Raw genomic sequence first — 12509 nt, forward strand, 5'->3', positions numbered from 1 at the left:
TCGACGCCTCAGCTCTCCGGGATGTCCCGGTCGATCTCGGCGAGCCAGGTGCGCGCGGACATGTCCGACGGGGCGCGCCAGTCCCCGCGCGGGGACAGCGATCCGCCGCGGGACACCTTGGGCCCGTTCGGCATCGCCGAGCGTTTGAACTGTGAGAACGAATAGAACCGTTGCGCGAAAACCTTCAGCCAGGAACGGATTTCGGCCAGCGAGTACTGCGGCCGGGAATCGTCGGGGTACCCCGGCGGCCAGACGCCGGACCCGGCGTCCCGCCAGGCGTGCCAGGCCAGGAAGGCGATCTTGGCCGGAGTGAAGCCCCAGCGCAGCGCGTGGAACAGCGAGAAATCCTGCAGCGGGTACGGCCCGACGACCGCTTCGCTGCTCTGCACAGGTCCCCCGCCGTCGGTGGGCACCAACTCCGGGGTGATCTCGGTGTCCAGCACGCTCTGCAGCACGTTGCTGACGTCGCTGCCGAACTCCCCGTTGGCCATCACCCACCGAATCAGGTGCTGGATAAGGGTTTTCGGCACGCCACCGTTGACGTTGTAGTGCGACATCTGGTCGCCGACGCCGTAGGTCGACCAACCCAGCGCGAGTTCGGACAGGTCCCCGGTGCCCAGCACGATCCCGCCGCGCTGGTTGGCCAGCCGGAACAGGTAGTCGGTGCGCAGCCCGGCCTGGACGTTTTCGAAGGTGACGTCGTAGACCTTCTTCCCCTCGCCGAACGGGTGGCCCATGTTCCGCAGCATCAGCTCGGCGGTGTCGCGGATATCGAGTTCGGCGAAGGTGACGCCCAGCGCCCGGCACAGCGCGATGGCGTTGTTCTTGGTGTGGTCGCCGGTGGCGAACCCGGGCATGGTGAAGGCCAGAATGTCGGTGCGCGGCCGGTGCTCCCGGTCCATCGCGCGGGCGGCGACAATGAGCGCGTGGGTGGAGTCCAGCCCGCCGGACACCCCGATCACGACCTTCGGGAAGTTCAACGCGCGCAGACGCTGCTCCAGACCGGACACCTGGATGCTGTAGGCCTCGTAGCAGTCCTGCGCCAGCCGCTGAGAGTCGGCGGGAACGAACGGAAACCGCTCGATCCGCCGACGCAGCCCGATGTCCCCGGCGGGCGAGTCCAGGGTGAACTCGATCCGGCGGAAGTCGATGCCGCGTTCGCGGCGATTGTCGTCGAAGGTTCCCTGCCGCAACCGCTCGGAGCGCAGCAGCCCGGTGTCGATGTCGGCGACACTGCGGGCGCCTCCGCGCGGGAATCGGTCGGATTCGGCGAGCAACTCACCGTTCTCGTAGATCATCGTCTGGCCGTCCCAAGCCAGGTCGGTGCTGGACTCGCCATCCCCGGCGGCGGCGTAGACGTAGGCGGCCAGTCCGCGCGACGACGCCGAGGCGACCATCAGCTTGCGATCCCGGGAGCGCCCGATGGTGATCGGCGATCCGGACAGGTTCGCCAGCACCGTCGCGCCGGCCAGCACGGCCTCGGCGCTCGGTGGGATCGGCACCCACATGTCCTCGCAGATCTCCACGGCCAGCACGAAATCGGGCAGGTCGGTGGCGGCGAACAGCAGGTCCGTGCCGAACGGGACCTCGTCGCCGGCGACGCGGATGGTGTCGCTGATGTCCGCGCCGGACGCGCACTGGCGGCCGTCGTAGAACTCACGATAGGTCGGCAGATAAGACTTGGGGACGACGCCTAGGACGCGGCCGCGGTGGATGACGACGGCGCAGTTGTAGATGCGGTGCAAGTGTCGCAGCGGGGCGCCGACGACCAGCACCGGAAGCAGTTGTTCGGAGGCGCGGACCAGGGTGGCCAGGGAATCCTCGGCGGCGGCGAGCAGGCTGTCCTGCATCAGGATGTCGTCGATGGAATACCCGGTCAGGGTCAGTTCGGGGAACACCGCCAGCGCGACGCCGTCGTCGTGGCATTCGCGGGCGGCGGCCAGCACCGCGGCGGCGTTGGCGGCCGGGTCGGCGATGGCGGTGTGCAGCGTGCAGGCGGCCACCCGCACGAATCCGTGCCGGTACGCGGAGAAGAAGTCCACGACCGGGATTGTCTCACCTTCAGCGACCGGGACTGAGCACTCCGGATCGCAGCGCGGCGCCGATGTTGGACATCACCCGGTCCAGCAGCGCCGCATAGTCACTGCCGTTGTCCATGATTTTCCGCAGCCCGTTGCGGATCAGATAGGCGTCGACCCGACGGTCGATCGGCCAGTTCGCATACGTGCGGCCGGTGAACTCCGACCGGAGAAATTTCCACGCCACATCGTCAATATCGCCTGTCGGCATACCACTACCCCTTGATTGCCCGCCGGACAAAAGCCCCGATTGCTTCCATACTCGGCGTTCCGCACAACCCAGCCTAGTGACAAAGGTCACTAAATGTCAGGGGTTGGGCCCAGCGTGAGCCAATACGGGTTGTCCACAGCCTTGGGACGGGGTGAACAACCCCGGCGTCCTACCGGCCTTAGCGTCGCCGGTATGCCGTCACAACGCCACGAAGCGTTGGTCCAGTTGTTCCGGGATCAGCCAGAATTCGCGCCACTGCTGCTGCACGACGTGGCCGGCCTCGCTCTGCCCGACCACGACGCCCTCGCCTCCGACTCCCCGGACCTATCCCAGGCTGTGTCGTGGGAATTGCGCGCCGACAACATCGTCACCCTGACCCGCGACGGTAGACCGGTACTCGGGATCATCATCGAATCCCAGCTGCGCGTCGACCCGAAGAAGCACGACAGCTGGCCCGGCTACATGGTCGCCCTGCGTCACCGGCTGAGGTGTGACTGCGCCCTGGTGGTGGTGTGCGTGACCGACGCGGTCGCCAGCTGGGCCGGCCGACCGATCACGTTGGGGCCAGGATCGGTGATCACACCGATCGTCATCGGACCATCGACCGTCCCCGTCATCACCGACCCAGAACACGCCCGCGGGAGCCCCGAACTCACTGCGCTCTCAGCGCTCACGCACCCGAATAACCACGCCATCCTCGACGCTCTTTTCGCGTCTTTCGACCCCGACAACCCCGTCAGCCCGCGCTACGCTGAACTAATCTACTCAGCGCTGCCAGCCGCCGGAAAGCACTACCTGGAGAAGCTCATGACCACCAGAACCCGGGAGTACACCTTCCCAATGCTGCGCGACAGCTTCAACGAAGGCGCAGCCAAGGGCGAAGCGAAAGGCAAGGCCGAAGATGTCCTTGCGGTCCTCACCGCCCGCGGACACGACGTCCCCGACGACCTCCGCGCCCGCGTGACCAACTGCACCGACACTGAACGACTCACGGTCTGGCTAATCAGGGCCGCCACCGCTGACAGCGTCGAGGACGTCTTCGGCTGAACCCGCGCTAAACGGCGCTTTCTCGTTCAGCTTCTCAGCCGGGCTCGTTCCTCGCCCGTCATCGTCGCTAAACGGCGACGAGGTCGTCGGCGTGCACAACGGCCCGCCGCAGCTCCGGCGGCAGGTCGGCGGTGGACCGGCCCACCATCGACGTCAACTCGGAAGCGTCGTAGCCGACCACCCCGCGAGCGATCACGGTCTCGTCGGACCCACGCAGCTCCACCACGTCTCCGCCGTGGAACTGACCGCTCACCGAAGTGACGCCGGCCGGCAGTAGGGAGCGACGCCGTTCCAGCACCGCGCGCACCGCACCGTCGTCAAGAACCAGAGCGCCCGCCGCCTCGGCGGCGTGGCGCAGCCAGAACCGGCGCGAGGACATCCGGGTCCGCCGCGCCGCGAACACGGTGCCCACCTCCGCGTCGGACAGCGCCGCTTCGGCAGAGCTGGCGGCGGCCAACAGCACCGGCACCCCAGCGTCGGACGCCAGCAGCGCCGAGCCCAACTTCGAGGCCATCCCGCCGGTGCCCAGATGACTGCCCTGCCCGGCGATGACGCCGTCGAGGTCCTCGGGCCCACTGACCTCGGGAATGAAGCGCGCGGACGCGTTCTTGCGCGGATCGCCGTCGTAGAGGCCGTCGATGTCCGAGAGCAGAACCAGGGCGTCGGCGCCCACCAGGTGCGCCACCAGCGCGGACAGCCGGTCGTTGTCGCCGAACCGGATCTCGTTGGTGGCGACGGTGTCGTTCTCGTTGACGATCGCGACCGCGTGCAGCACCCGTAGCCGGTCCAGGGTGCGCTGGGCGTTGTTGTGCTGCGAGCGCGCGGCGATGTCTTGGGCGGTCAACAGAACCTGCCCGACGGTTCGCTCGTAGCGGGCGAACGCGGTGTTCCAGGAGTTGATCAGGGCGACCTGGCCGACGCTGGCCGCGGCCTGCTTGGTGGCCAGGTCCTTGGGTCGACGGGTCAGGCCCAGCGGCGCCATGCCGGCGGCGATCGCCCCGGAGGACACCACCACCACGTCGGAGCCGGCTTTCATCCGGGCCTCGATCGCGTCGGCCAGTCGTTGCAGCCGGTCCGGGTCGAACTCGCCGCTGGGGGTGGTCAGCGCGGTGGTGCCGATCTTGACGACCACGCGTCGGGCGGAGCGGATGGCGGCCCGGTGCGCGGAGTCGGTCACTGCCCTTCCTCTGGTCCGTCGGCGTGTTCGCGACGCGCCTTGCGGGCCGCCTTGCGTTCGGCGGCGCCCACCCGGTCGGTCTGGTCCAGGCGGATGTCGGTGCCGCGGCCGGACGGGACGACGTCGACACCGGCCGGGGTGGTCGGCTCCCAGTCGAACGTGACATCACCGATGGTGACCGCGCAGCCGGCGGTGGCGCCCTTGCGGATCAGTTCGTCCTCGACGCCGAGGCGCGCCAGCCGGTCGCCGAGGTAGCCGACGGCCTCGTCGTTGTCGAACTGGGTCTGGGCGATCCAGCGCTCCGGCCGCGACCCGGTCACAATGAATCCACCGGTCCCATCGGGTCGGACCTCGAATGCCTTCTCGTTCACCGGGATCGGCCGGATCACCGGTCGACGCGGGGGCGGTGGCGGGCTGGCGACTCGGTATGCCGCGACCATGTCCCACAGGCCGAAGATCAACGGCCGCAGTCCGATTCGCGCCACCGTGGACACCTCGTACACCGGCCAGCCGCGAGCCTCGATGTCCGGGCGGACCATGTCCGCAAGTTCCTTGGCGTCGGGAATGTCGATCTTGTTCAAGACCACCGCGCGGGGGCGTTCCGCCAGGTCGTCGAGCATCGAATCCCCTTGCAGGGTGGGCTGATAGGCGGCCAGTTCGGCCTCCAGCGCGTCGATGTCCGACAGCGGGTCCCGGTTCGGTTCCAGGGTGGCGCAGTCGACGACGTGCACCAGCACCGCGCAGCGCTCGATGTGCCGCAGGAAGTCCAGACCCAGCCCACGGCCCGACGACGCGCCCGGGATCAGCCCCGGCACGTCGGCGACGGTGAAGGTGTGGTCGCCGGCCGAGACGACGCCGAGGTTCGGCGCGAGGGTGGTGAATGGGTAGTCGGCGATCTTGGGTTTGGCCGCCGAAATGGTCGAGACCAGCGACGATTTGCCGGCCGACGGGAAGCCGATCAGGCCGACGTCGGCAACTGTCTTGAGCTCCAGGGTGAGGTCGCGTTCCTCGCCCTTCTCCCCCAGCAGCGCGAAGCCGGGAGCCTTGCGGGCGCGGGACGCGAGCGCGGCGTTGCCCAAGCCGCCGCGGCCGCCGGCTGCGGCGTAGAAACGCGCGCCGGCGCCCACCAGATCGGCCAGGATGCGGCCCTGATCGTCGAGGACGACGGTGCCGTCGGGCACTTTGAGGATGAGATCGGCGCCGGTGGCGCCTTCCCGATTGCCGCCGGCGCCGGGCTTGCCGGACGGGGCCGCGATGTGCGGGTGGAAATGGAAGTCGAGCAGGGTGTGCACCTGCGGGTCGACGACCAGCACGACGCTGCCGCCGCGCCCGCCGTTGCCGCCGTCAGGGCCACCGAGCGGCTTGAACTTCTCGCGGTGGACCGAGGCGCAGCCGTTCCCGCCGGAGCCGGCCCGCGCGTGGATGACGACGCGGTCGACGAAACGGGCCATCGGTGAACACCTTTCGCGAATGTGCCGCCGGGGTCTTGATCAGACTCGTCGCAAATGCGCCCCGGCGTCTACATTCGCGAAAATGTCAGCCCTCGACCGGGACGATGTTGACGGTCTTGCGGCCGCGCTTGACGCCGAACTCCACCGAACCGGCGGCGGTGGCGAACAGGGTGTCATCCCCGCCGCGGCCGACGTTCACGCCGGGGTGGAAGTGGGTGCCGCGCTGGCGCACCAGGATCTCGCCAGACTTGACGACCTGGCCGCCGAACCGCTTGACCCCGAGTCGCTGCGCGGCGGAATCCCGGCCGTTGCGCGAGCTGGAAGCGCCCTTTTTGTGTGCCATTGCCTGCTCCTGAAGTCGTGTTCGTCTGGGGGTCCGCGGGGCGGATTACTTGATGCCGGTGACCTTCAGCACGGTCAGCTGCTGACGGTGACCCTGCCGCTTGTGGTAGCCGGTCTTGTTCTTGAACTTGTGGATGCGGATCTTGGGGCCCTTGGTGTGCTCCAGGACCTCGCCGGAGACGGCGATCTTGGCCAGCTTGGCGGCGTCGGTGGTGACCTCGGCGCCGTTGACGACCAGCGCGACCGGCAGCGACACGTTGGCGCCCGGCTCGACGTCGAGCTTCTCCACCTTGACGATGTCACCCGCGGCGACCTTGTACTGCTTGCCGCCGGTCTTGACGATCGCGTACGTGGCGTTCTCAGTGGCCATCGGGTTTCATTCCTCTACGTCTACTGCGGGGCGCGCGCCACCCGGGGGTGCGTGCGCGGGTCTTGGGGGGTGCGGGAGTCAGCGCCTCCCGCCGCTGCCGACCCGGAGGGTCTGCAGACAACTGCTCAAGATTACGTGAGCGGCCGCTGGCGGGGCAAATCGCCCACCGTCGGCGCGCCCCGGATCACCCGGCCGGCGGACCGGCCGGTCGAGCGGCCGCCCGTCGGCGCGGACGCCTGGTGGTGGCGGGTTCGGCGATGGCGACGATCACCTCGGCCTCCTCCTCGTCGGAGTCGTCCTCGTCTTCGTCCTCGTCGTCTTCGTCATCACCGTCGTCGTCGAAGTCGTCGTCCTCTTCGTCTTCTTCGTCGTCTTCTTCGTCGTCGTCTTCATCCGCGTCGTCGGACTCGTCGAAGTCGTCGTCATCGTCTTCGTCGTCTTCGGCGTCGATGACCTCGAGGTCGTCGTCCTCGTCTTCGTCGTCGGCGTCCAGGTCGACATCGACCTCGTCGTCCTCATCGGCGTCGTCGTCCTCGGAGTCCTCCTCGTCGGAATCCTCGGAGTCCTCGTCGAGGTCAGCGGCGTCCAGATCAGCCTCCGCGGTCTCCTCCGCGACCTGCTCGACCGTCTCGGCGTCCACCGCAGCCTCGTCGACGGCGTCCTCGGCCGACTCGATGACCTCGCCCTCGGCGTGCTCGTCATCGTCGTGCTTGCCCGCCGCGGCCATCGCGCGGAACATCGGGTGCTCGCCGTGCGGATGCGGCGGGATCTTCGCGACCACGTTCTCTTCCGGCTTCGCCGCGGGCTTCTTGCCCCGCTTGCCGCGCCGGTTGTTCTCGGCCTTGCGCGCGGGGGCCTGCGCGGAGTCCACCGGGTCGGTGTGCAGCACGATGCCGCGACCCGCGCAGTGCGAGCAGGTGGTGGAGAACGCTTCGATCAGACCGGTGCCGAGCCGCTTGCGGGTCAGCTGAACGAGCCCCAGCGAGGTGACCTCGGAGACCTGGTGGCGGGTGCGGTCGCGGCCCAGCGCCTCGGTGAGCCTGCGCAACACCAGGTCCCGGTTGGACTCCAGCACCATGTCGATGAAGTCGATCACCACGATGCCGCCGATATCGCGCAGCCGCAGCTGGCGGACGATCTCCTCGGCCGCCTCCAGGTTGTTCTTGGTGACGGTCTGTTCGAGGTTGCCCCCGGCGCCGGTGAACTTGCCGGTGTTGACGTCGACGACGGTCATCGCCTCGGTGCGGTCGATCACCAGGGTGCCGCCCGAGGGCAGCCACACCTTGCGGTCCATCGCCTTGGCCAACTGCTCATCGATGCGGTACACGGCGAACACGTCGGGGCCGTCCGGAGCGGAGGGCTGGTACTTGGTGAGTTTCGTCAGCAGTTCCGGCGCCACCGCGCCGACGTAGCCGTTGATGGTGTCCCAGGCGGCATCACCGGAGACGACAAGCTCGGAGAAGTCCTCGTTGAACAAGTCGCGGATCACCTTGACCAGCACGTCGGGCTCTTCGTAGAGCGCGACGGCCGCGCCTGCGGCATTCGCCTTGCGCTTGGCGGCCTCGGCCTCGATCTCGGTCCAGCGTTCCTGCAGCCGGCTGACGTCGGCGCGGATGTCTTCTTCCTTGACGCCCTCGGAGGCGGTGCGGATGATCACGCCGGCGTCGGCGGGGACCACCTCGCGCAGGATCTCCTTAAGCCGCTGACGCTCGGTGTCGGGCAGCTTGCGGCTGATGCCGGTGGACGACGCGCCGGGCACGTAGACCAGGTAGCGGCCGGCCAGCGACACCTGGGTGGTCAGCCGGGCGCCCTTGTGCCCGACGGGATCCTTGCTGACCTGGACCACCACGTGGTCGCCGGGCTTGAGCGCCTGCTCGATCTTGCGGTTCGCGCCACCCAGGCCGGCGGCCTCCCAGTTGACCTCGCCGGCGTACAGCACGCCGTTGCGGCCGCGGCCGATGTCGACGAACGCCGCTTCCATCGACGGCAGCACGTTCTGCACGATGCCCAGATAGACGTTGCCGACCAGCGAAGCGGATGCGGCCGAGGTCACGAAGTGCTCGACGACGACGCCGTCCTCCAGGACCGCGATCTGGGTGTAGCGGGCGCCCTCGTGCGGTGGCTCGCTGCGGACCTTGTCGCGGACGACCATCTTGCGTTCGACGGCTTCGCGGCGGGCCAGGAACTCGGCCTCGCTCAGGATCGGCGGGCGACGCCGGCCGGCGTCGCGTCCGTCGCGGCGGCGCTGGCGCTTGGCCTCCAGCCGGGTGGATCCGGAGATGCCCTGGATTTCGTCGGGATCATTGTTTCCCCGCCCGGACCGGCGCGGGGCGCGCTCGTGCACGACGGTGTTCGGCGGATCGTCCGGCGCGGTGTCGGCGTCATCTCCGCCGCCCCCGGTCTTGCGGCGGCGACGGCGGCGGCGGCGCTTGTTGGCCGCGCCCTCGCCGGCTTCGGCGGCGCCGTTCTCGCCGTCGGCGTCGCCGGATTCCTCGGAGTCGGATTCGGTCTCGGCCGCGGCGTCGGTGTCGCCGTCGGCGGATTCGCCGTCCCCGTCGGAGCTTTCGCCGTCGGCGGCGCCGTCCCCGTCACCGGATTCGCCATCTCCACCGCGACCGCGGCCGCGACCGCGGCGGCCGCGGCGACGGCGACGGTTGGCCGGGCGGGCCTGCTCGTCGTCGCCGGACTCGTCGTCGGAGTCGCCGGATTCGTCCTCGGAGTCCGCGGCGTCTTCCGCCACATCGTCCTTGTCGGGTTTGTCGGCGGTCTTGGCCACCGGCGGCAGCGCGATGGGCTCGGGGGCGACGAACAGCGGAAGCTCCACCGCCGGCGTCTCCAGCATCAGTCGCGACTCGGGCTCGTCACCGGACTCGGCCTCAACGGGCTCGGCCTCGGCGGGCTCGGGCGCCGGAACCGGCGCGCCCTCGAATCCGGCCAGCGCGTTCTCGGCGTTTGCCAGCAGGTCGCGGACCCGGACCGCTTCGTCGCGAACCACCGAGGAGTGCGCGCTGCGGGTGCGGCCGTCAAGTTCGGCCAGGGCGTCGAGCACCTTGCGGCTGGTGGTGCCGAGCACGCGGGCCAGGGAGTGCACCCGCAGCCGCTCCGGCAGCTCCTCGACGTCGGGTGCGTCGGCGGCCGGAGGGTCTACCGCAGGTGCGGTGTCGGCGCCGTCTGCGGCGCCGATATCGGTCGGCTCGCTTTCAGCGGCGGTGTTGGTGGTGTCGTCTGAATATGCATCGTCGTGCACGAAGTCTCCTTCGGCCCCCGGGCGCGTCTTGGCGACGCGGCCGCGCGAGGGCCCTCGCTATGAGTCCGGCGAGCTGGCCGGGCTTGTCGTGGTCTCGCCCCGGGCGGCTCTTGTGAAGCCTCACCCGGCGCCTGGGTCCGGTGATGACCGCGACGGCCCGCGCCGCACCGCCGAAGCGGTGGTCGCGCTCGTCTAAGTCTTCACCCAGGTGTCCGCCGCCGGCCAGGATGTCCGGGTGGCGACGTTCACCTGTTGCCAGTATCCCATACCGAACCCACAGCTCCGACCAAGACCGGCCGTTCAGCGAGGCGCGAGGCGTGACTACGCGCTGGGGAACCAGAGCGCGATCTCGCGCGCGGCCGACTCCGGCGAATCCGAGCCGTGCACCAGGTTGTACTGGGTCTCCAGGCCGTAGTCACCGCGGATGGTGCCCGGGGTGGCCTTCTCGACGGGGTCGGTGCCGCCGGCGATCTGGCGGAACGCGGCCACCGCACGCGGGCCCTCCAGCACGGCGGCGACCACCGGGCCGGAGGTGATGAACTCCAGCAGCTCACCGAAGAACGGCTTCTCGGCGTGCTCGGCGTAGTGCGCGCGCGCCACCTCATCGGCGACGTTCACCTGCTTGAGTTCCACGATCTTCAGACCCTTGCGCTCAATGCGGGCGAGGATCTCTCCGACCAACTTCCGCTCGACGCCGTCGGGCTTGATCAAAACCAGGGTCTGCTCAGTCACGGCGCACAGCGTAAGGGAAAACCGCGCCGTCGCGTCACTCGGGGTCGGTGTGGGTCTGCTGCTGGCTGGGCAGCAGCCCGAGGCGCTGCCGTCGCAGCACTTCGTGGCGCAGATAGGCGATCAGCAGCCACACCCCGGCGAACAGCAGGCCCATCATGCCGACGGCCGGGTACACGGCCCAGCCGGCGATCAGCACGACCTGAGCGGCCAGGTTGGCCCAGATAGCCCACGACCGCCCCTGCAGCCCGGACATCAGCACCAGCAGCGCCGCGAATCCGATCAGGTAGCTGCGCGAGCCCGCCGTCAGGCCGCCGCCCACTGATCCGACAACCGGCAGTGCCAGCAGCACCACGATCGCCTCCAGGATCAGCGTTCCGGCCATCACCCCGCGGAAGCTCTTCCAGGGGTCCGTGGCGGGGGGCGGTGGCTCGGGCCTCTCGGCGGTCACGCCGGGTCCTTTCCGAACAGGGTGCGCGCGGCGCCGGCGGTGACGACCGATCCGGTGATCACGATGCCGGCCCCGGACAGCCCGGTCTGCGCGCCGGCTTCCTCGGCCAGCGCGGTGGCGGTTTCGATGGCGTCGGCCAGTCTCGGCGCGGTGTGCACCCGATCCGGGCCGAACCGGTCGATGGCCAGCAGCGCCAGTTCGTCGACGCCCATCGCCCGCGGCGACCCGTTGTGGGTGACCACGGCCTCGTCGAACACCGGTTCCAGCGCGGCCAGGATGCCGACGCAGTCCTTATCCGCCATCACCGACACCACGCCGACCAGATGGTGGAAGTCGAACTCCTCGGCCAGGGTCTGCGCCAGCGCGGTGGCGCCCGCCGGGTTGTGCGCGGCGTCGATGAAAACCGTTGGGGCGCTGCGCATCCGTTCCAACCGGCCCGGGCTGCGGACCGCCGCGAAGCCGGCGCGCACGGCGTCGACGTCGAGTTGCCGCTCGGCGCCGGCGCCGAAGAACGCCTCCACTGCGGCCAGCGCCAGGACCGCGTTGTGCGCCTGGTGCTCCCCGTGCAGCGGCAGAAAGATGTCTTCGTACACCCCACCGAGACCCTGCAGCCGCAGCAGTTGGCCGCCGATCGCGGTGCGCCGCTCCAGCACCGCGAACTCCGAGTCCTCGCGCGCCACCGCGGCGTCGGCCCGGATCGCCTGCTCCAGCAGCACCTCCATCGCCTCCGGGGCCTGTCGGGCGATCACCGCGACGGTCTCCGGTCCCTCGGCGGCCGCGGTGATGATCCCGGCCTTCTCCCCCGCGATGGCCGCCAGGTCCTCACCGAGGTAGTCCTGGTGGTCCAGGCCGATGGGAGTGATCACCGCGACCGGGGCGTCGACGACGTTGGTGGCGTCCCACCGCCCACCGAGGCCGACCTCGACGACGGCGATGTCCACCGGCGCGTCGGCGAAGGCCGCGAACGCCATGGCGGTGAGCACCTCGAACTTGCTCATCGCCGGCCCGGGCTCGCCGAGGGCGCCAGACACTGACTGCTCGTCGACCATCAGCACGTACGGCTCGATCTCGGTGTAGGTCTCCACATACGCGGCCGGGGAGATCGGGACGCCGTCGATCGCGATCCGCTCCACGGCAGACTGCAGATGCGGGCTGGTGGTGCGGCCGGTGCGCCGGTGCAGCGCGGTGAGCAGGGCGTCGACCATCCGCGCGACCGAGGTCTTGCCGTTGGTGCCGGCGATGTGGATCGTCGGGTAGCTGCGCTGCGGCGAACCGAGCAGTTCCAGCAGCGCGTTGATCCGCACCAGCGACGGCTCGATCTTGGTCTCCGGCCAGCGCTGGTCCAGCAGGTGCTCGACCTGCAGCAGGGCCGCGATCTCGTCCGGGGTGGGTTCGGCGGCGCTCAT

General features: G+C 69.6%; 11 protein-coding genes. 1 reads left to right on the forward strand and 10 read right to left on the reverse strand.

Going from position 1 to position 12509, the window contains the following annotated elements; genetic code table 11:
* Positions 1–8: 8 nt before the first annotated feature.
* Positions 9–2042 carry an NAD(+) synthase gene (locus L2Z93_RS12360; protein ID WP_090593526.1) on the reverse strand — a complete coding sequence of 678 codons (2034 nt, stop codon included), beginning with the start codon at positions 2040–2042 and terminating at the stop codon, positions 9–11.
* A gap of 19 nt (positions 2043–2061) precedes the next feature.
* On the reverse strand, positions 2062–2289 hold the full coding sequence (locus L2Z93_RS12365; RefSeq protein ID WP_090593528.1) for a hypothetical protein: 228 nt from the start codon (positions 2287–2289) through the stop codon (positions 2062–2064).
* 114 nt (positions 2290–2403) lie between these two features.
* Between L2Z93_RS12365 and L2Z93_RS12370 the strand changes: the two genes are divergently transcribed.
* A complete protein-coding gene (locus tag L2Z93_RS12370) occupies positions 2404–3336 on the forward strand; it encodes a hypothetical protein (protein ID WP_128111888.1) in 933 nt (310 codons plus the stop codon).
* A 67-nt stretch (positions 3337–3403) separates the two neighbouring features.
* Here L2Z93_RS12370 and proB read toward each other — a convergent pair whose 3' ends face one another.
* From proB to folC, 8 genes are all read right to left on the reverse strand, one after another.
* Positions 3404–4513, reverse strand: a complete 1110-nt coding sequence (proB, locus tag L2Z93_RS12375; protein ID WP_090593531.1) for a glutamate 5-kinase — start codon at positions 4511–4513, stop codon at positions 3404–3406.
* Positions 4510–5964: a GTPase ObgE gene (obgE, locus tag L2Z93_RS12380; RefSeq protein ID WP_090593533.1), complete on the reverse strand. Its 1455-nt coding sequence runs from the start codon at positions 5962–5964 to the stop codon at positions 4510–4512. The genes proB and obgE overlap by 4 nt, the downstream gene beginning before the upstream one ends.
* 85 nt (positions 5965–6049) lie before the next feature.
* Positions 6050–6307, reverse strand: a complete 258-nt coding sequence (gene rpmA / locus L2Z93_RS12385) for a 50S ribosomal protein L27 (RefSeq protein WP_090593535.1) — start codon at positions 6305–6307, stop codon at positions 6050–6052.
* Positions 6308–6352: 45 nt separating this feature from the next.
* Positions 6353–6676: a 50S ribosomal protein L21 gene (gene rplU, locus L2Z93_RS12390; RefSeq protein WP_090593536.1), complete on the reverse strand. Its 324-nt coding sequence runs from the start codon at positions 6674–6676 to the stop codon at positions 6353–6355.
* Between the two features lie 184 nt (positions 6677–6860).
* Positions 6861–9860, reverse strand: coding sequence for a ribonuclease E (gene rne, locus L2Z93_RS12395; protein ID WP_193438955.1), 3000 nt, complete (start codon positions 9858–9860; stop codon positions 6861–6863).
* Between the two features lie 384 nt (positions 9861–10244).
* The gene (gene ndk / locus L2Z93_RS12400; RefSeq protein WP_090593538.1) at positions 10245–10655 is read right to left on the reverse strand and encodes a nucleoside-diphosphate kinase; all 411 of its coding nucleotides are present in this window, start codon (positions 10653–10655) and stop codon (positions 10245–10247) included.
* A 34-nt stretch (positions 10656–10689) separates the two neighbouring features.
* Positions 10690–11037 carry a DUF4233 domain-containing protein gene (locus L2Z93_RS12405; protein WP_090593561.1) on the reverse strand — a complete coding sequence of 116 codons (348 nt, stop codon included), beginning with the start codon at positions 11035–11037 and terminating at the stop codon, positions 10690–10692.
* Positions 11038–11099: 62 nt separating this feature from the next.
* Positions 11100–12509, reverse strand: coding sequence for a bifunctional tetrahydrofolate synthase/dihydrofolate synthase (gene folC / locus L2Z93_RS12410; protein WP_090593564.1), 1410 nt, complete (start codon positions 12507–12509; stop codon positions 11100–11102).

This window comes from Mycolicibacterium brumae (assembly GCF_025215495.1).
GTDB lineage: Bacteria > Actinomycetota > Actinomycetes > Mycobacteriales > Mycobacteriaceae > Mycobacterium > Mycobacterium brumae.